The 20,846-nt window shown below is 67.0% G+C and carries 35 protein-coding genes and 1 pseudogene; 32 read left to right on the top strand and 4 right to left on the bottom strand.

The window, feature by feature from the left end; translation table 11 throughout:
• Positions 1-165: 165 nt before the first annotated feature.
• Both ACH4U7_RS15130 and ACH4U7_RS15125 read left to right on the top strand, forming a co-directional pair.
• Positions 166-986 (top strand): annotated as a pseudogene (locus tag ACH4U7_RS15130) (helix-turn-helix transcriptional regulator).
• Positions 983-1,171, top strand: a complete 189-nt coding sequence (locus ACH4U7_RS15125) for a DUF397 domain-containing protein (protein WP_398528367.1) — start codon at positions 983-985, stop codon at positions 1,169-1,171. The pseudogene ACH4U7_RS15130 and the gene ACH4U7_RS15125 overlap by 4 nt, the downstream one beginning before the upstream one ends.
• 5 nt (positions 1,172-1,176) lie before the next feature.
• On the opposite strand, the gene ACH4U7_RS15120 is transcribed toward ACH4U7_RS15125, so the two are convergent.
• Together ACH4U7_RS15120 and ACH4U7_RS15115 are read right to left on the bottom strand one after the other, a co-directional pair.
• Entirely contained in the window at positions 1,177-1,905 is a 729-nt protein-coding gene (locus tag ACH4U7_RS15120; RefSeq protein ID WP_398528366.1) for an SDR family oxidoreductase, read from the bottom strand.
• Positions 1,906-2,003: 98 nt separating this feature from the next.
• Entirely contained in the window at positions 2,004-2,672 is a 669-nt protein-coding gene (locus ACH4U7_RS15115) for a nitroreductase (protein WP_398528365.1), read from the bottom strand.
• Between the two features lie 149 nt (positions 2,673-2,821).
• On the opposite strand from ACH4U7_RS15115, the gene ACH4U7_RS15110 reads away from it, so the two are divergent.
• Positions 2,822-3,481, top strand: a complete 660-nt coding sequence (locus ACH4U7_RS15110) for an FMN-dependent NADH-azoreductase (protein ID WP_398528364.1) — start codon at positions 2,822-2,824, stop codon at positions 3,479-3,481.
• A gap of 49 nt (positions 3,482-3,530) precedes the next feature.
• On the opposite strand, the gene ACH4U7_RS15105 is transcribed toward ACH4U7_RS15110, so the two are convergent.
• The gene (locus ACH4U7_RS15105; protein ID WP_398528363.1) at positions 3,531-4,016 is read right to left on the bottom strand and encodes a MarR family winged helix-turn-helix transcriptional regulator; all 486 of its coding nucleotides are present in this window, start codon (positions 4,014-4,016) and stop codon (positions 3,531-3,533) included.
• Between the two features lie 99 nt (positions 4,017-4,115).
• Positions 4,116-4,940 carry a DUF3152 domain-containing protein gene (locus ACH4U7_RS15100; protein ID WP_398528362.1) on the bottom strand — a complete coding sequence of 275 codons (825 nt, stop codon included), beginning with the start codon at positions 4,938-4,940 and terminating at the stop codon, positions 4,116-4,118.
• A gap of 725 nt (positions 4,941-5,665) precedes the next feature.
• Here ACH4U7_RS15100 and rpsJ point away from each other — a divergent pair.
• The 29 genes from rpsJ to rpsD all read left to right on the top strand — a co-directional run bounded on the left by rpsJ (position 5,666) and on the right by rpsD (position 20,743).
• The gene (rpsJ, locus tag ACH4U7_RS15095) at positions 5,666-5,974 is read left to right on the top strand and encodes a 30S ribosomal protein S10 (RefSeq protein ID WP_003948644.1); all 309 of its coding nucleotides are present in this window, start codon (positions 5,666-5,668) and stop codon (positions 5,972-5,974) included.
• 13 nt (positions 5,975-5,987) lie between these two features.
• Positions 5,988-6,632, top strand: a complete 645-nt coding sequence (rplC, locus tag ACH4U7_RS15090) for a 50S ribosomal protein L3 (protein WP_398528361.1) — start codon at positions 5,988-5,990, stop codon at positions 6,630-6,632.
• 8 nt (positions 6,633-6,640) lie between these two features.
• Entirely contained in the window at positions 6,641-7,294 is a 654-nt protein-coding gene (rplD, locus tag ACH4U7_RS15085) for a 50S ribosomal protein L4 (RefSeq protein ID WP_014178769.1), read from the top strand.
• Complete coding sequence (rplW, locus tag ACH4U7_RS15080) at positions 7,294-7,620, top strand: 50S ribosomal protein L23 (RefSeq protein ID WP_065962994.1); 327 nt, start codon at positions 7,294-7,296, stop codon at positions 7,618-7,620. Before rplD ends, rplW begins: the two co-directional genes overlap by 1 nt.
• A gap of 47 nt (positions 7,621-7,667) precedes the next feature.
• Positions 7,668-8,504: a 50S ribosomal protein L2 gene (gene rplB, locus ACH4U7_RS15075; RefSeq protein WP_065962996.1), complete on the top strand. Its 837-nt coding sequence runs from the start codon at positions 7,668-7,670 to the stop codon at positions 8,502-8,504.
• A 12-nt stretch (positions 8,505-8,516) separates the two neighbouring features.
• Positions 8,517-8,798: a 30S ribosomal protein S19 gene (rpsS, locus tag ACH4U7_RS15070; RefSeq protein WP_014178772.1), complete on the top strand. Its 282-nt coding sequence runs from the start codon at positions 8,517-8,519 to the stop codon at positions 8,796-8,798.
• A 46-nt stretch (positions 8,799-8,844) separates the two neighbouring features.
• A complete protein-coding gene (gene rplV, locus ACH4U7_RS15065) occupies positions 8,845-9,192 on the top strand; it encodes a 50S ribosomal protein L22 (RefSeq protein ID WP_059148970.1) in 348 nt (115 codons plus the stop codon).
• A complete protein-coding gene (gene rpsC / locus ACH4U7_RS15060) occupies positions 9,192-10,025 on the top strand; it encodes a 30S ribosomal protein S3 (protein ID WP_361792261.1) in 834 nt (277 codons plus the stop codon). The genes rplV and rpsC overlap by 1 nt, the downstream gene beginning before the upstream one ends.
• Positions 10,026-10,030: 5 nt before the next feature.
• Complete coding sequence (gene rplP / locus ACH4U7_RS15055) at positions 10,031-10,450, top strand: 50S ribosomal protein L16 (RefSeq protein ID WP_065963000.1); 420 nt, start codon at positions 10,031-10,033, stop codon at positions 10,448-10,450.
• A complete protein-coding gene (gene rpmC / locus ACH4U7_RS15050; RefSeq protein ID WP_065963002.1) occupies positions 10,450-10,674 on the top strand; it encodes a 50S ribosomal protein L29 in 225 nt (74 codons plus the stop codon). Before rplP ends, rpmC begins: the two co-directional genes overlap by 1 nt.
• Positions 10,674-10,964: a 30S ribosomal protein S17 gene (gene rpsQ / locus ACH4U7_RS15045; protein ID WP_014178775.1), complete on the top strand. Its 291-nt coding sequence runs from the start codon at positions 10,674-10,676 to the stop codon at positions 10,962-10,964. The genes rpmC and rpsQ overlap by 1 nt, the downstream gene beginning before the upstream one ends.
• Positions 10,965-11,065: 101 nt before the next feature.
• Positions 11,066-11,434, top strand: coding sequence for a 50S ribosomal protein L14 (gene rplN, locus ACH4U7_RS15040; RefSeq protein ID WP_003998823.1), 369 nt, complete (start codon positions 11,066-11,068; stop codon positions 11,432-11,434).
• Positions 11,435-11,437: 3 nt separating this feature from the next.
• Positions 11,438-11,761, top strand: a complete 324-nt coding sequence (gene rplX, locus ACH4U7_RS15035; protein WP_319688008.1) for a 50S ribosomal protein L24 — start codon at positions 11,438-11,440, stop codon at positions 11,759-11,761.
• Positions 11,761-12,321, top strand: coding sequence for a 50S ribosomal protein L5 (gene rplE / locus ACH4U7_RS15030; protein ID WP_014178778.1), 561 nt, complete (start codon positions 11,761-11,763; stop codon positions 12,319-12,321). Before rplX ends, rplE begins: the two co-directional genes overlap by 1 nt.
• Positions 12,322-12,323: 2 nt before the next feature.
• Complete coding sequence (locus ACH4U7_RS15025) at positions 12,324-12,509, top strand: type Z 30S ribosomal protein S14 (RefSeq protein WP_003948630.1); 186 nt, start codon at positions 12,324-12,326, stop codon at positions 12,507-12,509.
• A gap of 211 nt (positions 12,510-12,720) precedes the next feature.
• Positions 12,721-13,119, top strand: coding sequence for a 30S ribosomal protein S8 (gene rpsH / locus ACH4U7_RS15020; protein ID WP_014178779.1), 399 nt, complete (start codon positions 12,721-12,723; stop codon positions 13,117-13,119).
• Positions 13,120-13,140: 21 nt separating this feature from the next.
• On the top strand, positions 13,141-13,680 hold the full coding sequence (rplF, locus tag ACH4U7_RS15015; RefSeq protein ID WP_311726662.1) for a 50S ribosomal protein L6: 540 nt from the start codon (positions 13,141-13,143) through the stop codon (positions 13,678-13,680).
• Positions 13,681-13,683: 3 nt separating this feature from the next.
• Entirely contained in the window at positions 13,684-14,067 is a 384-nt protein-coding gene (rplR, locus tag ACH4U7_RS15010; protein ID WP_398528360.1) for a 50S ribosomal protein L18, read from the top strand.
• Between the two features lie 46 nt (positions 14,068-14,113).
• Positions 14,114-14,719, top strand: a complete 606-nt coding sequence (gene rpsE / locus ACH4U7_RS15005) for a 30S ribosomal protein S5 (RefSeq protein WP_144380951.1) — start codon at positions 14,114-14,116, stop codon at positions 14,717-14,719.
• Positions 14,720-14,721: 2 nt separating this feature from the next.
• Positions 14,722-14,904: a 50S ribosomal protein L30 gene (gene rpmD / locus ACH4U7_RS15000; protein WP_014178783.1), complete on the top strand. Its 183-nt coding sequence runs from the start codon at positions 14,722-14,724 to the stop codon at positions 14,902-14,904.
• 1 nt (position 14,905) lies between these two features.
• Positions 14,906-15,364 carry a 50S ribosomal protein L15 gene (gene rplO / locus ACH4U7_RS14995; RefSeq protein ID WP_014178784.1) on the top strand — a complete coding sequence of 153 codons (459 nt, stop codon included), beginning with the start codon at positions 14,906-14,908 and terminating at the stop codon, positions 15,362-15,364.
• A 218-nt stretch (positions 15,365-15,582) separates the two neighbouring features.
• Entirely contained in the window at positions 15,583-16,896 is a 1,314-nt protein-coding gene (gene secY, locus ACH4U7_RS14990) for a preprotein translocase subunit SecY (RefSeq protein ID WP_398528359.1), read from the top strand.
• A complete protein-coding gene (locus tag ACH4U7_RS14985) occupies positions 16,896-17,552 on the top strand; it encodes an adenylate kinase (RefSeq protein WP_398528358.1) in 657 nt (218 codons plus the stop codon). The genes secY and ACH4U7_RS14985 overlap by 1 nt, the downstream gene beginning before the upstream one ends.
• Positions 17,553-17,692: 140 nt before the next feature.
• Entirely contained in the window at positions 17,693-18,529 is an 837-nt protein-coding gene (gene map, locus ACH4U7_RS14980) for a type I methionyl aminopeptidase (RefSeq protein ID WP_398528357.1), read from the top strand.
• A gap of 149 nt (positions 18,530-18,678) precedes the next feature.
• The gene (gene infA / locus ACH4U7_RS14975; protein WP_003956442.1) at positions 18,679-18,900 is read left to right on the top strand and encodes a translation initiation factor IF-1; all 222 of its coding nucleotides are present in this window, start codon (positions 18,679-18,681) and stop codon (positions 18,898-18,900) included.
• Between the two features lie 28 nt (positions 18,901-18,928).
• On the top strand, positions 18,929-19,042 hold the full coding sequence (gene rpmJ / locus ACH4U7_RS14970) for a 50S ribosomal protein L36 (RefSeq protein ID WP_003956441.1): 114 nt from the start codon (positions 18,929-18,931) through the stop codon (positions 19,040-19,042).
• Positions 19,043-19,236: 194 nt separating this feature from the next.
• Positions 19,237-19,617, top strand: a complete 381-nt coding sequence (rpsM, locus tag ACH4U7_RS14965) for a 30S ribosomal protein S13 (RefSeq protein WP_060945198.1) — start codon at positions 19,237-19,239, stop codon at positions 19,615-19,617.
• Between the two features lie 66 nt (positions 19,618-19,683).
• On the top strand, positions 19,684-20,088 hold the full coding sequence (gene rpsK, locus ACH4U7_RS14960) for a 30S ribosomal protein S11 (protein ID WP_009715860.1): 405 nt from the start codon (positions 19,684-19,686) through the stop codon (positions 20,086-20,088).
• A gap of 28 nt (positions 20,089-20,116) precedes the next feature.
• The gene (gene rpsD, locus ACH4U7_RS14955) at positions 20,117-20,743 is read left to right on the top strand and encodes a 30S ribosomal protein S4 (RefSeq protein WP_398528356.1); all 627 of its coding nucleotides are present in this window, start codon (positions 20,117-20,119) and stop codon (positions 20,741-20,743) included.
• Positions 20,744-20,846 lie beyond the last annotated feature (103 nt).

The following is a 20,846-nucleotide window of genomic DNA, read 5'->3' as shown; positions in this document are numbered from 1 at the left end:
TTGTTGGCTCATGTCACTCAGCGTGGCCGCGTGTGTCTAGGCTGAAAAGTAGCGACGCCAATACGGGCGGTGACCGTCCGGTGTGCTCCGGCGCTTGTCCGGTCCGTACGCCGTGACGCGCCCTGGGCGGGTGCGTTGAGCACAGCCGGACCACGGAGGTGGGGCATGGATCAGGAGTGGGATGACGACAGCGGCGCGGTGATGAGGGCGGTCGGCCGTCAGATCAAGCTGTGGCGGGAGGCGGCGGGGCTCACGCAGGCGGAGTTGGGGGCGGCGATCGGTTACGGGGAGGAGTTGGTTTCGGCCGTCGAGCGGGCGCGGCGGATTCCCCGGCCGGAGTTCCTGGACAAGACGGATGAAGTGCTGGGAGCGGGCGGCAAGATCGCGGCGATGAAGAAGGACGTCGCGGAGGCGCGGTATCCGAAGAAGGTTCGGGATCTGGCGAAGCTGGAGGCGGAGGCGGTCGAACTGTGTGCGTACAACAGCTCTGTCATTCAGGGGCTCTTGCAGACCGAGGAGTACGCGCGGGCGTCGTTCATGACGCGACGACCGCCGTTCACGGTGGATGAGCTGGAGAGGCGAGTGGCCGCGCGTATGGCCCGCCAGGAGATCGTGGATGACTCCACGGCGCGACCGGTCTTCAGCTTTGTGCAGTGTGAGTCGACGCTGCGTCGCCCCATCGGGGGCAGAATGGTGATGCGAAGGCAGCTCGAACACCTGTTGGAGGTAGACCAGTTGCGCAACGTCGACTTCAGGTCCTGCCGCTGAGCCGCGAGGACAACACTGGTCTCGACGGTTCTTTCCGCCTGCTTAGGCTCAAGGACGGCACCACGGTAGGGCACAACGAGATTCAGCTCGTCAGTCGCGTAATCGCAAATCCCAAAGAAGCTCAGATCCTTGACATCCGTTATGGGAGTATCCGGGCGCAGGCTCTCACCCCACGAGAGTCGCTGGCCTTCATCGAGAAAATGCGGGGAGAGACATGACACTCAAGCCCTTTGAGTGGATAAAGAGCAGCTACAGCACTCCTGACGGCCCCGACTGCGTCGAGGTCGCCGCCACCCCCGGCACCATCCACGTCCGCGACTCCAAGACCGCCCCGCAGGGCCCCCGGCTCGAGTTCACCCCGGAGGCCTGGACCCACTTCGTGGCGTATACGTCCGCACGCTGAAGGAGTCAGGAGAGCCAGTCGGCGTAGCGGGTGGGGGCGAGGTGGGCGTGCTTGTCGGTGAGGACGTCGCCCTTGACGACGGCGAACATCCCGGCGGTGGGGTCGGTGACGACGGTGCGGTTGTCGCCCTTGTGGGACAGGGTGATCCGGCCCAGCTCGTCCAGCGGGAAGATCTCGGGGCCGGCGATGTTGCGGATGCCGTTCAGCGGGGTGCCCGCGGCGACCTCCGCCACCGCGTTCGCCACGTCCTTGGCGGCGATCGGCTGGATCGGCGTGGCGGGCAGCCGGACGGTGTCGGCGTCGGCGGTCCAGGACATCGCCGCGTCCATGAACTCCATGAACTGCGTCGCCCGGACGATCGAGTAGGGGATCGGCCCGGCCGCGAGAATCTGCTCCTGGAGCGCCTTGGCCTGGTAGTAGGCCAGCTCCGGCACCTGGTCCGTGCCGACGATCGAGAGGATGACGAAGTGGCCGACGCCGCCCTTGTGGGCCGCGGCCAGGAGGTTGTCCATCGAGGTCTGGAAGAAGGCCGGGGAGGCTTCGTCGAAGGTCGGTGAGTTGGTCAGGTTGACGACGACGTCGGCTCCCGCCACCGCCTCGTCCAGCCCCTGGCCGCTGATGACGTCGACTCCGGTGGACTGCGAGTGCGGTATCGCCTCGTGCCCGGCGGCGTTCAGATTCTTGACGACCTGCGACCCGATCAGCCCGGTACCGCCGATGACTGCGAACCTCATGATGTGCCTTTCGTTGTGATATGTGGGTTATGCGTCACATGAACAACTATGCGGACGCGGCGAGAAACAGCGACTCGATCAGCTGAGGGCGGGCGGTGTCAGTGACCATCGACGAACGTGACCGTCTCGTCGAGCGGCGCCCGGCTCGTACGGGCGTCATCCACCGTGACGTCCTCGTACCCGATCGACATGCCGCAGAAGAGGATGAGCTCGTCCGGGGGTGACAGGACCTCCGCGACGCTGCGGTGGAACTTCGCCCATGCCATCTGCGGGCAACTGTGCAGCCCTTCGGCGCGGAGCAGCAGCATGACGGTCTGCAGAAACATGCCGGCGTCGGCCCATTGGGGCGAGCCCATGTCGCGGTCGATGTAGCAGAACAGCGCGGCGGGCGCGCCGAAGCAGTTCCAGTTCGCGGAAGCGGCCCTCTGGCGCGCCTCCAGGTCCTCACGCGGAATGCCGAGTGCGCCGTAGCGCTGCTCACCGAAGGCGGATCGGCGCTCGCGGTACGGGGACTTCAGCGCAGGCGGGTACTGCTCGTACTCCGGCTCGTCCCAGGGGTCGCCCGTGGCCAGGCGCTCGCAGGCGCGTTTCTTGACCTCGGCCAGCGGTCCGCCGGTCAGTACGTAGGCGTGCCACGGCTGAATGTTCGATCCGGACGGCGACCAGGCCGCGGCGGAGAGCACGCGCTCCAGCGTCTCCCTCGGGACGGGCCGGTCGGCGAATCCGCGTACCGCCCGCCGGCTCGTGACCGCCTCATAGACGTCCATGATCGCCTGCCTCCCAGCTGCTCGACGTGTCCGTCTCCGTTACACTCGACAATCGTATCATTCGATACCGTCGCGACCGTAACTAACATCGAGCGCGAATCCTCAGCCCCGGGTTCCCCGCCTCGGGCACCACTCTTTGGAGAAAGTCCATGGTCACGCTGCTGCACATCGACTCGTCCGTGCTCCCCGGCGAGGCGTCCTCGTCCCGTTCGATCACGAACGTCTTCCGCAAGGCGTGGGAGGAGCAGCACCCGCAGGGCGCGGTGATCTACCGCGACCTCGCCGCCGACCCTGTGCCGCACATCACCGCCGACGCCTGGTCCGCTGGTTTCACCGCCCCGTCCGAGCGCACTGGGGAGCAGTCCGCCGCGTTCGCCGCGCGCGAGAAGCTCATCGAGGAACTGGAGCAGGCGGACGCCGTCCTGATCGGCGCCCCCATGCACAACTACTCGATCCCGTCGACTCTCAAGGCATGGCTGGACAACGTGTTCCTGATGGGCCGCACCGCGGGCGAGGCCCCTTCCGCCCAGGGCACCCCGGTCACCGTCGTCGCCAGCCGCGGCGGCTCCTACGCGCCGGGCACCCCGCGCGAGGGCTTCGAGTTCGTGCTGAACTACCTGGAGGCCGTACTCAAGGGCGCCCTCGGCCTGGACCTCGACTTCATCGTCCCGGAGCTCACCATGGCCCCCCGCAACCCGGCCATGTCAGAACTGGTCCCCCTCTACGAGGCCTCCCGCGAGCGCGCCTTCGAGGAAGCGGCCGGCATGGCCAAGGAACTCGCGGAGCGCTTCGTCACGAAAGCCGCGTGAGACGAAGCGCGCCCATGCGCCCGGCGGGCAGCCGGCCGCATGGGCGCGCTTACGCCTTGCCCCCTGAGGGGTGGGCGAACCGGGTCAGTAGATCCGTCAGCCGCTCGGGCTCACCCGGCCCCAGTTCGGCAGCCAGGCGCTCGGCCAGCGGCTCCGCCGCCACATGAGCCGCCTCGAAGAGTTCGAGTCCCTGAGGTGTGATCTCCACCGCCCGCACCCGCCGGTCCCCCGGAACGGCCTTGCGTACGACCAGCCCCTTACGCTCCAGGTCGTCCACGACCCGCATGATTCCCGCTTTGTCCGACCCTGTTGCCGCCGCCAGGTCCCGCTGCACCGTCGCCCCATGGTTGACCAGTTCGATCAGCACGGCGAAATGCCGCAACTCGATGCCGAGCGGCCGCAGCGCCTCCGTCATCACCGAGGCCGCGTGCCAGTGCGCCCGGCGCAGCAGCAAGCCGAGAGCGAAAGGCGACGCATCCCCGGGGCGGTCGGTCGCGTGCGCGGCGGTGGTTCGGCGAGGGGCGTCTGCGGTCATGGGGCCACGGTACAGCTGTCCATTCATTCGATACGGTTTCGCCTGAAACCAAATGCGGCTGTGTGCTCGGCGGCGCTGCGGAGTGGGGTCATGTGGTCGTCACGGAACAGCCGGGCCCTCGATGTACCTGCCCTTCGCGCTGTAGGGCCACTCGTTCGCGACACAGCCCTTGAGCCCGTATATCTGCTGCATCATCACCGGCGCCCGTTTGCCCTTCCCCGGGCAGGTCTCGTGGCCGTGGCCGATGCGGTGGCCGACCTCGTGGTTGACGATCAGCGCCCGGTAGCCGCTGATGGGACCGGAGAACTCCGGCGAGCCCGTGTTCCAGCGTTTGAGGTTGACCATGATCTGGGTTCCGGCGTCGCAGTTGACCTCGCCGTGGGTGTCCAGGCCGACGGCGCCGCAGATCTCGTCGACCGTGTCCGGGGTGGCGATCTTCACCTCGAAGTCGGAGGGGCCGTCGGCGACCAGCTGGAAGGAGTGCGTGCCGTCCCTGGTCCAGCCGCGCCTGTCGGCGAGGATCGCCGAGATCTCGGCCGCGGCGCGTTTCGCGTCGACGCCGGTGCCCTTCTCCACCATGACCTTGAACCGCCGCAGATCGCTTCCCTTGCCGATCACCGCGCCGGAGGACTTCGCGGTGACGAACTCGCCGGTCGCGGTGGCGGGGGAGCCCGGGCGAGGGGGTCTGGAGGTGGCCGAGATGGCGTCGGGCGGCAGGGCCGTCGGGTCCGCGGCGCGGGGTGCGCCCTTGCCGTCGCCGCCGTCGTCGCGTAAGGCGAACACGACCCCGGCGATCAGGGCCACACCGGCGGCCAGCGCCACCGCCACGTTCCGGGGGCGGGTGCGTCGGGCGCGCCGCCGTCCCCGTAGGGGCGAGGCGGATGGGTCGGCGGGCTGCTTGCGGGCCTGCGCGGTGGAGGTCATGGGGGCGCTTCCCAGGGGTGTCAGCGGGGCGGGCGAATCGGCCGCGGGAGCATGTTGGTGCCCCGGAGTGCGAATGCGTCGTGTGTTCCCCTGGGGAGAGACGTCCGGGGAGTGGCGCGGGTTGGGTCTCGTGCCCCGCTGTGCCCGGAGTCACAGAGTCAGGCGTCACACGCCGTGGCGCGGCGAGCGCCGAGAGGGGCGCGGGACCGGTGAGCGGCACCCACCGGTGGCCGCGGACGGGCGGCGGGTTGTCCGTTGTGTCCGGAGGGCATATCGGGAGGCGCCTCGAACGCAGCCTGGCACGTGCCAGGTTGCCTGACCCCGGCCGCGCGCCGAGTTTGAAGAACCCCCCGTGAGGGGTACGCTTCACCGCTTCCCAATTGGCATCCGGCACGGCCCGTGTGGCAGACTATCCGGGTTGCTCGGTTGAGTGCCGATGCTGCGCGCCTCCCGCCGGGAGGACCGGAAGCGAGTCCCACAGTACTCGTCGCCCCTCATCAGGGGCGGAAGTACGGGAATCTTCCGGGAAGTGTCAGCGGGGCCCCAGCCAGGCACCCGGTGGGTGTCCTTTCCCCCACAACCCCCTTCTACAAGGGAAGTCTCCTGTGGAGATTTACCGGAAGGGGCGCGACACGCCCGACCGCGTGGGTCGGAGGTGGGGCGGGGAGAGGGCGGGAGCCGACCGGGTTCCGGAGCGTTACGAGAGACAGGACTACGAAGCAGCCATGGCGGGACAGAAGATCCGCATCCGGCTCAAGGCCTACGACCACGAGGTCATCGACTCCTCGGCGAAGAAGATCGTCGAGACGGTGACCCGCACTGGTGCGTCGGTCGCGGGCCCGGTGCCGCTGCCCACAGAGAAGAACGTGTACTGCGTCATCAAGTCGCCGCACAAGTACAAGGACTCGCGCGAGCACTTCGAGATGCGTACGCACAAGCGCCTCATCGACATCCTCGACCCCACGCCGAAGACCGTCGACTCGCTCATGCGTCTCGACCTGCCGGCCGGCGTCGACATCGAGATCAAGCTCTGAGGTGACGCGCGAGATGGCTAAGCAGATCAAGGGCGTCCTGGGTGAGAAGCTCGGCATGACGCAGGTGTGGGACGAGAACAACCGCATCGTCCCGGTCACCGTCGTCAAGGCCGGCCCCTGTGTCGTGACCCAGGTCCGTACCGCTGACTCGGACGGCTACGACGCCGTCCAGATCGCCTTCGGCGAGATCGACCCGCGCAAGGTGAACAAGCCCCTCAAGGGCCACTTCGCCAAGGCCGATGTGACCCCGCGCCGCCACCTGGTGGAGCTGCGCACCGCCGACGCCGGCGAGTACACGCTCGGCCAGGAGGTCAAGGCCGAGGTGTTCGAGTCCGGTGTCAAGGTCGATGTGACCGGCACCAGCAAGGGCAAGGGCACCGCCGGTGTCATGAAGCGCCACGGCTTCAAGGGCCTGGGCGCCGGCCACGGCACCCAGCGCAAGCACCGCTCGCCGGGCTCCATCGGTGGCTGCGCCACCCCGGGCCGCGTGTTCAAGGGCCTGCGCATGGCCGGCCGTATGGGCAACGAGCGGGTCACCACCCAGAACCTGACCGTCCACGCCGTTGACGCGGAGAAGGGTCTGCTCCTGATCAAGGGAGCGGTTCCTGGTCCGAACGGCGGCCTCGTCCTGGTCCGTACCGCGGCCAAGGGGGCCTGAGGTAACCGATGAGCACCATTGACATCCTTTCGCCGGCAGGCGACAAGGCCGGGACCGTCGAGCTCCCCGCGGAGATCTTCGACGCGCAGGTCAGCGTTCCGCTGATCCACCAGGTCGTCGTCGCCCAGCTGGCCGCTGCCCGTCAGGGCACGCACAAGACGAAGACCCGTGGCGAGGTCCGCGGCGGTGGCAAGAAGCCTTACCGCCAGAAGGGCACCGGCCGCGCCCGTCAGGGCTCGACCCGCGCGCCGCAGTTCGCCGGCGGTGGCGTCGTGCACGGCCCCGTGCCGCGCGACTACAGCCAGCGCACCCCGAAGAAGATGAAGGCCGCCGCGCTGCGCGGTGCCCTCTCGGACCGGGCGCGCCACAGCCGTATCCACGTCGTGACCGGCGTGATCGAGGGCGAGGTCTCCACCAAGGCCGCCAAGACCCTGTTCGGCAAGATCAGCGAGCGCAAGAACCTGCTCCTGGTCGTCGAGCGGAGCGATGAGGCCGCGTGGCTGTCCGCCCGTAACCTGCCCCAGGTGCACATCCTGGAGCCGGGCCAGCTGAACACGTACGACGTGCTCGTCTCCGACGACGTGGTCTTCACCAAGGCCGCCTTCGAGTCCTTCGTGGCTGGTCCCAAGGCCGCTGAGAAGACCGAAGGGAGCGCCGCCTGATGAGTGAGGCGACCGCTGTCACCAGCAAGACCTTCACGGACCCCCGCGACGTTCTCGTCAAGCCGGTCGTGTCCGAGAAGAGCTACGCGCTGCTCGACGAGAACAAGTACACGTTCATCGTCGCGCCCGGCGCCAACAAGACCCAGATCAAGCAGGCCGTCGAGGCGGTCTTCTCGGTCAAGGTCACCGGGGTCAACACGATCAACCGGCAGGGCAAGCGCAAGCGCACCCGCACCGGCTTCGGCAAGCGCAAGGACACCAAGCGCGCCATCGTGACCCTCGCCGAGGGCGACCGAATCGACATCTTCGGCGGCCCGGTCTCCTAACGGAGGCCGGAGCGTCCAGAAGTCCGGAATCTTCCGAGGACTGAGAAATGGGTATCCGCAAGTACAAGCCGACGACCCCGGGCCGTCGTGGCTCCAGCGTCGCCGACTTCGTCGAGATCACGCGGTCCACGCCGGAGAAGTCGCTGGTCCGCCCGCTGCACAGCAAGGGTGGTCGTAACAACGCCGGCCGCATCACGGTCCGCCACCAGGGTGGCGGTCACAAGCGTGCGTACCGCGTGATCGACTTCCGCCGTCATGACAAGGACGGCGTCCCGGCGAAGGTCGCACACATCGAGTACGACCCGAACCGCACCGCGCGCATCGCGCTGCTGCACTACGCCGACGGCGAGAAGCGCTACATCATCGCGCCGCGCGGCCTGTCGCAGGGCGACCGGGTCGAGAACGGCCCCGGGGCCGACATCAAGCCGGGCAACAACCTGGCGCTGCGCAACATCCCGGTCGGTACCACGATCCACGCCATCGAGCTGCGGCCCGGCGGCGGCGCGAAGTTCGCCCGCTCCGCGGGTGCCTCCGTGCAGCTGCTGGCCAAGGAGGGCTCCTTCGCGCATCTGCGCATGCCCTCCGGTGAGGTCCGCCTGGTCGACATCCGCTGCCGCGCCACCGTCGGCGAGGTCGGCAACGCCGAGCAGTCGAACATCAACTGGGGCAAGGCCGGCCGTATGCGCTGGAAGGGCGTCCGCCCGACCGTGCGTGGTGTCGTGATGAACCCGGTCGACCACCCGCACGGTGGTGGTGAGGGCAAGACCTCCGGTGGTCGCCACCCGGTTTCCCCGTGGGGCCAGAAGGAAGGTCGTACTCGCTCGCCGAAGAAGGCCAGCAACAAGTACATCGTCCGCCGCCGCAAGACGAACAAGAAGCGCTAGGAGCGGGTTTAGATGCCGCGCAGTCTCAAGAAGGGGCCCTTCGTCGACGACCACCTGATCAAGAAGGTGGATGTCCAGAACGAAGCCGGCACCAAGAACGTCATCAAGACCTGGTCCCGCCGCTCGATGATCGTCCCGGCCATGCTCGGCCACACGATCGCGGTGCACGACGGCCGCAAGCACGTCCCGGTGTTCGTCACCGAGTCGATGGTCGGCCACAAGCTCGGCGAGTTCGCGCCGACCCGCACCTTCCGCGGCCATGAGAAGGACGACCGCAAGTCGCGTCGTCGCTGATCAGCGGAACAAGCGAATGACTCAGACAGACACCGAAGGGACAACCATGGAAGCCAGGGCCCAGGCGCGGTACATCCGCGTCACGCCCATGAAGGCCCGCCGCGTGGTGGACCTCATCCGTGGCATGAGTGCCACGGAGGCTCAGGCGGTCCTGCGATTCGCTCCGCAGGCCGCGAGCGTGCCGGTCGGCAAGGTGCTGGACAGCGCCATTGCCAACGCCGCGCACAACTACGACCACACCGACGCCGACAGCCTCTTCATCTCCGAGGCGTACGTCGACGAGGGCCCGACCCTGAAGCGGTTCCGTCCGCGCGCCCAGGGCCGCGCCTACCGGATCCGCAAGCGGACCAGCCACATCACCGTGGTCGTCAGCAGCAAGGAAGGAACCCGGTAATGGGCCAGAAGGTTAACCCGCATGGGTTCCGGCTCGGCATCACCACGGACTTCAAGTCCCGCTGGTACGCCGACAAGCTGTACAAGGACTACGTCAAGGAAGACGTCGCCATCCGCCGGATGATGACGAAGGGCATGGAGCGCGCCGGTATCTCCAAGGTGGAGATCGAGCGCACCCGTGACCGCGTCCGCGTCGACATCCACACCGCCCGGCCGGGCATCGTCATCGGCCGCCGCGGCGCGGAGGCCGACCGTATCCGCGGCGAGCTGGAGAAGCTCACCGGCAAGCAGGTGCAGCTGAACATCCTCGAGGTCAAGAACCCCGAGGTGGACGCTCAGCTGGTGGCCCAGGCCGTCGCCGAGCAGCTGTCCTCCCGCGTCTCCTTCCGTCGTGCGATGCGCAAGTCGATGCAGAGCTCGATGAAGGCCGGTGCCAAGGGCATCAAGATCCAGTGTGGTGGCCGTCTCGGCGGCGCCGAGATGTCCCGCTCGGAGTTCTACCGCGAGGGCCGTGTGCCCCTGCACACGCTCCGCGCGAACGTCGACTACGGCTTCTTCGAGGCCCGTACGACCTTCGGCCGCATCGGCGTCAAGGTCTGGATCTACAAGGGCGACGTCAAGAACATCGCCGAGGTCCGCGCCGAGAACGCCGCCGCCCGCGCCGGCAACCGCCCGTCGCGCGGTGGCGGCAGCGACCGCCCGCAGCGCCGTGGTGGCGAGCGCGGTGGCCGCGGCCGTAAGCCGCAGCAGCAGAACGCCGCAGCCGAGGCCCCCAAGGCCGAGGCCGCCGCGACCGCTGCTCCGGCTGCTGAGAGCACCGGAACGGAGGCCTGACCGACATGCTGATCCCTCGCAGGGTCAAGCACCGCAAGCAGCACCACCCGAAGCGGTCGGGTATGGCCAAGGGCGGCACCGAGCTGGCGTTCGGCGAGTACGGCATCCAGGCCGTCACTCCGGCGTACGTCACCAACCGTCAGATCGAGGCCGCGCGTATCGCGATGACCCGTCACATCAAGCGTGGCGGCAAGGTCTGGATCAACATCTACCCGGACCGTCCGCTGACGAAGAAGCCGGCCGAAACCCGCATGGGTTCCGGTAAGGGCTCGCCTGAGTGGTGGATCGCGAACGTCAAGCCCGGTCGGGTGATGTTCGAGCTGTCCTACCCGAACGAGAAGATTGCGCGTGAGGCGCTCACCCGCGCTGCTCACAAGCTCCCGATGAAGTGCCGGATCGTGCGGCGCGAGGCAGGTGAGTCGTGATGGCGGCCGGTACCAAGGCGTCCGAGCTGCGTGAGCTGAACAACGAGGACCTCGTTGCCAAGCTCCGTGAGGCCAAGGAAGAGCTGTTCAACCTCCGCTTCCAGGCGGCGACCGGACAGCTCGAGAACCACGGCCGGCTGAAGGCCGTCCGCAAGGACATCGCCCGGATCTACACCCTGATGCGGGAGCGCGAGCTCGGCATCGAGACGGTGGAGAGCGCCTGATGAGCGAGACGAATGTGACTGTAGAGAACAACGACGAGAAGCGCGGCTTCCGTAAGACCCGTGAGGGTCTGGTCGTCAGCGACAAGATGGACAAGACCGTCGTCGTCGCCGTCGAGGACCGCGTCAAGCACGCCCTGTACGGCAAGGTCATCCGCCGTACGAACAAGCTCAAGGCGCACGACGAGCAGAACGCCGCGGGTGTCGGCGACCGTGTCCTCCTGATGGAGACCCGGCCGCTGTCCGCGACCAAGCGCTGGCGCGTCGTCGAGATCCTCGAGAAGGCCAAGTAATCCCCTGAGGGCAGCAGCCCTCAGGCCAGTTCCGCCAGGCTCGGCAGGGGTCCGTACTCCACGGCCCCTGCCGGGAACCGGCAGACGATCAGGAGATAGACGTGATCCAGCAGGAGTCGCGACTGCGCGTCGCCGACAACACGGGCGCGAAGGAAATCCTTTGCATCCGTGTTCTCGGTGGTTCCGGTCGCCGCTACGCGGGCATCGGTGACGTCATCGTCGCCACCGTCAAGGACGCGATCCCCGGTGGCAACGTGAAGAAGGGTGACGTCGTCAAGGCGGTCATCGTGCGCACCGTCAAGGAGCGCCGCCGCCCGGACGGTTCGTACATCCGCTTCGACGAAAACGCGGCCGTCATCCTCAAGAACGATGGCGACCCCCGCGGCACCCGTATTTTCGGCCCGGTGGGCCGTGAGCTGCGCGAGAAGAAGTTCATGAAGATCATCTCGCTCGCGCCGGAGGTGCTGTAACCGATGAAGATCAAGAAGGGCGACCTGGTTCAGGTCATCACCGGCAAGGACAAGGGCAAGCAGGGCAAGGTCATCCAGGCCTACCCCCGCGAGGACCGGGTTCTGGTCGAGGGTGTCAACCGGGTCAAGAAGCACACCAAGGCCGGCCAGACCGCTCGTGGTTCGAAGACCGGCGGCATCGTGACGACCGAGGCCCCGATCCACGTGAGCAACGTTCAGCTCGTGGTGGAGAAGGACGGCAAGAAGGTCGTCACCCGCGTCGGATACCGCTTCGACGACGAGGGCAACAAGATCCGCGTTGCCAAGCGGACCGGTGAGGACATCTGATGACTGCCACCACCACTGCACCGCGCCTCAAGCTGCGCTACCGCGAAGAGATCACGGGCAAGCTGAAGGACCAGTTCTCCTACGAGAACGTCATGCAGATCCCGGGTCTCACCAAGATCGTGGTCAACATGGGTGTGGGCGACGCCGCCCGCGACTCCAAGCTGATCGAGGGCGCCATCCGCGACCTCGCCACGATCACCGGCCAGAAGCCGGCCGTCACCAAGGCCCGTAAGTCCATCGCGCAGTTCAAGCTGCGTGAGGGCCAGCCGATCGGTGCCCACGTCACCCTCCGCGGTGACCGCATGTGGGAGTTCCTGGACCGCCTGCTGTCGCTCGCGCTGCCGCGTATCCGCGACTTCCGTGGTCTGTCGCCCAAGCAGTTCGACGGCCGGGGCAACTACACCTTCGGTCTCACGGAGCAGGTCATGTTCCACGAGATCGACCAGGACAAGATCGACCGGGTACGGGGCATGGACATCACCGTGGTGACCACGGCGTCCAACGACGAGGAAGGCCGTGCCCTGCTTCGTCTCCTCGGCTTCCCGTTCAAGGAGAACTGACCGTGGCGAAGAAGGCTCTGATCGCAAAGGCCGCCCGCAAGCCGAAGTTCGGCGTCCGCGGGTACACCCGCTGCCAGCGCTGCGGCCGGCCCCACTCCGTGTACCGCAAGTTCGGCCTGTGCCGCGTGTGCCTCCGTGAGATGGCTCACCGTGGCGAGCTGCCGGGCGTGACCAAGAGCTCCTGGTAATCCCCGAAACGGGATGAACCAGGACTCTCGGTAAGCAAATGGATGGCGGGAGCCCGCCCCACAATCCCGTAGGCTTGTGGGGTTGGGCACCCGCTGCCCAGAATCGTCTTACTACGCCGTAGGTCCCCGCGCCGCACCCGTGCCCACCACTGAGTTGGGTGAGAGGGATGGCGCAGATAGGAAACCCCGGCGAGAGAGGCCGAAGGCCATCATGACCATGACCGATCCGATCGCAGACATGCTGACCCGTCTGCGAAACGCGAACTCGGCGTACCACGACTCCGTCGTGATGCCGCACAGCAAGATCAAGTCGCACATCGCGGAGATCCTCCAGCAGGAGGGCTACATCACCGGCTGGAAGGTCGAGGACGCCGAGGTCGGCAAGAACCTCGTCCTCGAGCTGAAGTTCGGCCCCAACCGCGAGCGCTCGATCGCCGGCATCAAGCGGATTTCGAAGCCGGGTCTGCGGGTCTACGCAAAGTCCACCAACCTGCCGAAGGTGCTCGGCGGCCTGGGCGTGGCGATCATCTCCACGTCGCACGGGCTGCTCACCGACAAGCAGGCAGGCAAGAAGGGTGTGGGCGGGGAAGTCCTCGCCTACGTCTGGTAACCAGGGAACGGAGGAAGAGCCATGTCGCGAATTGGACGGCTGCCCATCCAGGTTCCCGCTGGTGTGGACGTCACCATCGATGGCCGTACGGTCGCAGTGAAGGGCCCCAAGGGTTCTCTCTCGCACACCGTCGCCGCGCCCATCGAGGTCGCCAAGGGTGAGGACAACACGCTCGTTGTCACCCGCCCGAACGACGAGCGTCAGAACAAGGCCCTGCACGGCCTGTCCCGCACGCTGGTGGCGAACATGATCACCGGCGTGACCCAGGGCTACAGCAAGGCGCTCGAGATCAGCGGTGTCGGTTACCGCGTCCAGGCGAAGGGCTCCAACCTGGAGTTCGCCCTGGGCTACAGCCACCCGATCGTGGTCGAAGCCCCCGAGGGCATCTCCTTCAAGGTGGAGTCCCCGACCAAGCTGAGCGTCGAGGGCATCGACAAGCAGAAGGTCGGCGAGGTCGCCGCGAACATCCGCAAGCTGCGCAAGCCCGACCCCTACAAGGCCAAGGGCGTGAAGTACGCGGGCGAGGTCATCCGCCGCAAGGTCGGAAAGGCTGGTAAGTAAGCCATGGCATACGGTGTGAAGATCGCCAAGGGCAACGCCCGTAAGGCTGCCGCCGTCAAGCGCCGTCACATCCGCGTCCGCAAGCGGGTCTCCGGTACTCCCGAGCGCCCCCGCCTCGTCGTGACGCGCTCCAACCGTCACATGGTGGCGCAGGTCATCGACGACATCGCAGGCCACACGCTGGCCTCGGCGTCGACCCTGGACACCTCCATCCGTGGCGGCGAGGGTGACAAGAGCGCGCAGGCCAAGCAGGTCGGCGCCCTGGTCGCCGAGCGGGCCAAGGCGGCGGGCGTCGAGGCCGTCGTGTTCGACCGCGGTGGCAACCAGTACGCCGGGCGTATCGCCGCTCTGGCGGACGCCGCCCGCGAGGCCGGGCTGAAGTTCTAGCCCAGGTCCCTACGCACAGCGGACATAAACGAGAGAGGTAAATCCAATGGCTGGACCCCAGCGCCGCGGTGGCGGCGCCGGTGGCGGCGAGCGGCGGGACCGGAAGGACCGGCGGGACGGCGGCGCAGCTGCCGAGAAGACCGCTTACGTCGAGCGCGTTGTCGCGATCAACCGCGTCGCCAAGGTTGTGAAGGGTGGTCGTCGCTTCAGCTTCACCGCGCTGGTCGTGGTGGGCGACGGTGACGGCACCGTGGGTGTCGGTTACGGCAAGGCCAAGGAGGTGCCGGCCGCCATCGCCAAGGGTGTGGAGGAGGCCAAGAAGCACTTCTTCAAGGTCCCCCGGATCGCCGGCACCATCCCGCACCCGATCCAGGGTGAGGAAGCCGCGGGCGTCGTGCTGCTCAAGCCGGCTTCGCCCGGTACCGGTGTGATCGCCGGTGGCCCGGTGCGCGCCGTGCTGGAGTGCGCGGGCATCCACGACGTGCTCAGCAAGTCGCTCGGCTCGTCGAACCCGATCAACATCGTGCACGCCACGGTGGCCGCTCTTCAGGGCCTGCAGCGCCCCGAGGAGATCGCCGCCCGCCGTGGTCTGCCGCTCGAGGACGTCGCCCCCGCCGCTCTGCTGCGGGCGCGTGCCGGGGTGGGTGCGTGAGCATGGCCCGCCTGAAGATCACGCAGACGAAGTCGTACATCGGCAGCAAGCAGAACCACCGCGACACCCTGCGTTCGCTCGGCCTGAAGAAGCTGGGCGACACGGTTGTCAAGGAGGACCGCCCCGAGTTCCGCGGCATGGCCAAGACCGTGCGGCACCTCGTGACGGTCGAGGAGGTCGACTGACATGGCGGACAGCAGCAACCCGCTGAAGGTCCACAACCTCCGGCCCGCCCCGGGTGCCAAGACCGCCAAGACCCGTGTCGGTCGTGGTGAGGCGTCCAAGGGTAAGACCGCTGGTCGTGGCACCAAGGGCACCAAGGCCCGCTACCAGGTTCCGGAGCGCTTCGAGGGTGGGCAGATGCCCCTCCACATGCGGCTCCCGAAGCTCAAGGGCTTCAAGAACCCGTTCCGCACCGAGTACCAGGTCGTCAACCTGGACAAGCTGGCCGCGCTCTACCCGCAGGGTGGCGAGGTCACGGTGGCCGACCTGGTCGCCAAGGGCGCGGTTCGCAAGAACCAGCTCGTCAAGGTGCTGGGCACCGGCGAGGTCTCCGTGGCGCTCCAGGTGACGGTCGACGCCGTCTCCGGCTCCGCCAAGGAGAAGATCACCGCCGCTGGAGGCACGGTCACCGAGCTCGTCTGAGAACGGTGGCACACCTGGCCGGGGATGCCCCACATACGGGGCATCCCCGGTTGGTCGTTCCAAGGGGGGCCAGGTCGCCGGTAAGGTGGCGTGCGTTGTTACCTTCCGCGCGGCCCGTGCACGCGCGGGCCTTGCACCATCAGTACTGGCCGTAAGTCATTCGTCGATTCTCAAGACCACCACCTCTCGCGGCTGACGCGGGGGGCGCAGGAGGCACCGTGCTCACCGCGTTCGCCCGGGCGTTCAAGACGCCCGACCTGCGCAAGAAGCTGCTGTTCACGCTGGGCATCATCGTGCTGTTCCGGCTCGGGCAACATATCCCGATCCCGGGCATCAATTATCAGAACGTCCAGACCTGCATCGATCAGGCCAAGGGTCAGCAGGGGCTCTTCGGTTTGGTCAACATGTTCAGCGGCGGTGCGCTGCTGCAGATCACCATCTTCGCGCTCGGGATCATGCCGTACATCACGGCGAGCATCATCCTTCAGCTGCTGACCGTGGTGATCCCGCGCCTCGAAGCCCTCAAGAAGGAGGGCCAGTCGGGTCAGGCGAAGATCACACAGTACACCCGCTATCTGACCGTGGCGCTCGCGATTCTGCAGGGCACCGGTCTGGTGGCCACCGCCCGCAGCGGCCAGTTGTTCCAGGCCTGCGATGTCGGCAACCAGATCGTCAAGGACGACGCGATCTTCACCACGGTCGTGATGGTCATCACGATGACCGCGGGTACAGCGCTGATCATGTGGCTCGGTGAGCTGGTCACCGACCGCGGCATCGGCAACGGCATGTCGATCCTGATGTTCGTCTCCATCGCGGCCGGCTTCCCGAGCGCCATGTGGACGATCAAGCAGCAGGGCAAGATCATGGGGGGCTGGCTGGAGTTCGGCCTGGTCGTCCTGTGTGGCCTGGTCATGGTCGGCCTGGTGGTCTTCGTCGAGCAGGCCCAGCGCCGCATCCCGGTCCAGTACGCGAAGCGCATGATCGGCCGTCGCTCGTACGGCGGTACCTCGACCTACATTCCGATGAAGGTCAACCAGGCGGGTGTGATTCCCGTCATCTTCGCGTCCTCGTTGCTCTACATTCCCGCGCTGATCGTTCAGTTCAGCGGGTCCAAAGCGGGCTGGGCCACGTGGATCCAGACCAATTTCGTCAGGGGCGACCACCCCTACTACATCACCACGTACTTCCTGCTCATCGTCTTCTTCGCTTTCTTCTACGTGGCCATCTCCTTCAACCCCGAAGAAGTTGCCGACAACATGAAGAAGTATGGTGGGTTCATTCCGGGCATCCGGGCAGGTCGTCCCACGGCCGAGTATCTGAGCTATGTGCTGAACCGCATTACGTGGCCCGGTTCGCTCTATCTGGGACTGATCGCCCTGGTGCCCACGGTGGCGCTGGTGACGCTCAAGGCGAATCAGAACTTCCCGTTCGGCGGGACCAGCATCCTGATCATCGTGGGTGTCGGCCTGGAGACCGTGAAGCAGATCGAGAGCCAGCTTCAGCAGCGACATTACGAAGGGTTCCTCCGCTGATGCGAATCGTCCTCGTCGGGCCTCCTGGGGCTGGCAAGGGTACGCAGGCCGCGTACCTCGCCAAGAACCTGTCGATCCCGCACATCTCCACGGGCGACCTCTTCCGCGCGAACATCAGCCAGGGCACGCCCCTCGGCCGGCAGGCGCAGGAGTACATGCGGGCCGGCCAGCTGGTGCCGGACGAGGTCACCATCGGCATGGCCGAAGACCGGATGCGCCAGCCGGACGCCGCGCCGGGCTTTCTGCTGGACGGCTTCCCGCGCAATCTGGTGCAGGCCGAGGCGCTGGATGAGTTCCTCCGGGAGAACCAGATCTCGCTGGACGCGGTGCTGGATCTCGAGGTCCCCGAGGACGAGGTCGTCCGGCGTATCGCCGGGCGGCGCATCTGCCGCAACGACAGCAGCCATGTCTTCCATGTCACCGGCGCGCCGCCGAAGACCGAAGGCGTCTGCGACGAGTGCGGCGGCGAGCTGTACCAGCGCGAGGACGACAGCGAGGAGACCGTCCGCAAGCGGCTGGAGGTCTACCACCGCGAGACGGAGCCGATCATCGACTACTACAAGGCCAAGGGCCAGGTCGTGACGATCCCGGCGCTCGGCAAGGTCTCCGAGGTCACCCAGCGGGCCATGGACGCGCTGGCGGCCAAGGCGGCCTGAGGTCGGTCAAGGGCTTACGGCCGCGGTGCCCATCGGGCGCCGCGGCCGTACTGTTGTGCAGAGAGTTGTGCAAGGAGCGTCGGCCTGGTGGTCGGCCAGGTGAACGACGGCAACGGCGGAAACGCGGGAAGGCAGTCCCAGTGGTGGAGATAAAGACCCCCGAGCAGATCGCGAAGATGCGTGAGGCGGGACTGGTCGTCGCGGCCATCCACCAGGCCACCCGCGAGGCGGCCGTCCCCGGCGCGTCGACCAAGGACCTGGACGACGTCGCCCGCAAGGTGATCGCCGACCACGGCGCCAAGTCGAACTTCCTGGGCTACGGGGGCTTCCCCGCGACCATCTGCACCTCGGTGAACGATGTCGTGGTGCACGGCATCCCGGACCGCGAGACCGTCCTCAAGGACGGCGACATCATCTCCATCGACGCGGGCGCGATCGTGGACGGCTGGCACGGCGACGCCGCCTTCACCGCCTTCGTGGGCGACGGCCACGCGCCCGAGCTGTACGAGCTGAGCCGGGTGACCGAGGAGTCCATGTGGGCCGGTATCGCCGCGGTCCGCAAGGGCAACCGCCTGGTCGACATCTCCAAGGCCATCGAGGGCTACATCCGGCGCCAGCCGCGCCCGGCCTCCGGTAAGTACGGGATCGTCGAGGACTACGGCGGCCATGGCATCGGCAGCCAGATGCACATGGACCCGCACCTGCTGAACTATGTCTCGAAGAAGCGCGGCAAGGGCCCGCGGCTGGTGCCCGGCTTCTGTATCGCGATCGAGCCCATGGTGAGCCTGGGCACCGCGAAGACTCATGTGCTGTCCGACGACTGGACGGTCAAGACGGACGACGGCACCTGGTCCAGCCACTGGGAGCACTCGGTCGCGCTCACCGAGGAGGGCCCGCTGGTGCTGACCGCCGTGGACGGCGGGGCGGCCAAGCTCGCCGAGTACGGGATACAGACGGCCCCGGACCCCCTGGCATAAGATCCCGTTCGGCTTAATGATCTCCGGTTCGGGGCATGCTGCCCCGGATTCGTGTTTCTCGATGGGCTGACGTAGACTGACACGTCGGCTCACGCGTGTCCTTCGGCATGTCGCGAACCGATCAAGGTAGCCGATCCCGAAAGCAGGACATGGCCAAGAAGCAAGGCGCCATCGAAATCGAGGGCACCGTGATCGAGTCTCTGCCGAACGCGATGTTCAAGGTGGAGCTCCAGAACGGTCACAAGGTCCTCGCGCACATCAGCGGCAAGATGCGTATGCACTACATCCGCATCCTGCCCGATGACCGGGTCGTCGTGGAGCTGTCTCCGTACGACCTGACGCGCGGACGGATCGTCTACCGCTACAAGTAGATCTCACGACCCGGAGAACCTCACACCCATGAAGGTCAAGCCGAGCGTCAAGAAGATCTGCGACAAGTGCAAGGTGATCCGCCGCCACGGTCGGGTCATGGTCATCTGCGACAACCTGCGCCACAAGCAGCGCCAGGGCTGACGTACGCCTGACCGCACGACCTGCACCTCGCAGTATCTTCGCGCGACGCATACACATACGTACATACGCAGTCACCCGTTCCCGTGCCCGCGGGGACGACACCCCCGGTCGGAGGCCGGGGACCCGGCGGCCGCCGCGCGGCGGCCGGGAGTGGTGCTGCGGAAGACCTCCGACAACCATCTGGAGCCAGATTCATGGCACGCCTCGCAGGCGTTGACCTCCCGCGCGACAAGCGCGTCGAGGTCGCCCTCACCTATGTCTTCGGCATCGGCCGCACCCTTGCCCAGCAGACCCTCGCCAACACCGGCGTGAACCCGGACACCCGCGTTCGCGACCTGGCGGAAGAGGACCTGGTCAAGATCCGCGAGTACGTGGACAACAACATCAAGACCGAGGGTGACCTCCGTCGCGAGATCCAGGCCGACATCCGCCGCAAGGTCGAGATCGGCTGCTACCAGGGTCTGCGTCACCGCCGGGGCCTGCCGGTCCACGGCCAGCGCACCAGCACCAACGCCCGCACCCGCAAGGGCCCGCGTCGCGCCATCGCCGGTAAGAAGAAGCCGGGCAAGAAGTAGTCCGCACCGGACGCTGTTCAAGCGGTCCGGCTGTAGGACCGACCACCTCCACGGGAGATACACCGAATGCCTCCGAAGAGCCGTACGGCCGGCGCCAAGAAGGTGCGCCGCAAGGAGAAGAAGAACGTCGCCCACGGGCACGCTCACATCAAGAGCACGTTCAACAACACCATCGTCTCGATCACCGACCCGACCGGGAACGTGATCTCTTGGGCCTCGGCCGGCCACGTCGGCTTCAAGGGCTCGCGCAAGTCGACTCCGTTCGCCGCGCAGATGGCCGCCGAGTCGGCCGCCCGCCGGGCGCAGGAGCACGGCATGCGCAAGGTCGACGTGTTCGTCAAGGGTCCGGGCTCCGGCCGTGAGACCGCGATCCGCTCGCTCCAGGCCACCGGCCTGGAGGTGGGTTCGATCCAGGACGTCACTCCGACTCCGCACAACGGATGCCGCCCGCCCAAGCGTCGCCGCGTCTGACCAGCTGAAGTAGGAGAGATACCAGAAAATGGCGCGTTACACCGGGGCCGACTGCAAGCGTTGCCGTCGGGAGAAGCAGAAGCTCTTCCTCAAGGGGAGCAAGTGCGAGAGCGCGAAGTGCCCGATCGAGATCCGTCCTTACCCCCCGGGTGAGCACGGTCGCGGGCGCACCAAGGACAGCGAGTACCTGCTGCAGCTCCGTGAGAAGCAGAAGGCCACCCGTATCTACGGCGTCCTTGAGAAGCAGTTCCGTGGTTACTACGCGGAGGCGAACAAGAAGACCGGCAAGACCGGTGAGAACCTTCTTCGCATCCTCGAGTCGCGGCTGGACAACGTGATCTACCGGGCCGGCTTCGCCAAGTCCCGCGACCACGCCCGGCAGCTGGTCCGCCACGGCCACATCAATGTGAACGGCCGCAAGACCGACATCCCGTCGGCCCGCGTCGCCGTGAACGACATCGTCGAGGTCCGCCCGAAGTCCCGGACCCTGACCCCCTTCCAGGTGGCTCAGGCCGAGGCCGGCGAGCGCACCGTGCCGGCGTGGCTGGAGGCCATTCCGTCGCAGCTGCGGATCCTCGTCCACTCGCTGCCCGAGCGCCAGGTGATCGACACCCAGGTGCAGGAGCAGCTGATCGTCGAGCTCTACTCGAAGTAAGCACGACGCTTGGGCCATCTCTCGGGGTGGCTCCGGATACGGGCGGTACGAGCCGTTTGGCCCGTGCCGCCCGTACCATCGTCAGTACAGAGGGCGTCAAATA

This window comes from Streptomyces sp. NPDC020845 (genome assembly GCF_044334165.1).
Classification (GTDB): domain Bacteria; phylum Actinomycetota; class Actinomycetes; order Streptomycetales; family Streptomycetaceae; genus Streptomyces.
The sequence above is the reverse complement of the archived record's forward strand: the minus strand, read 5'-3'. Positions and strand labels throughout refer to the sequence as shown.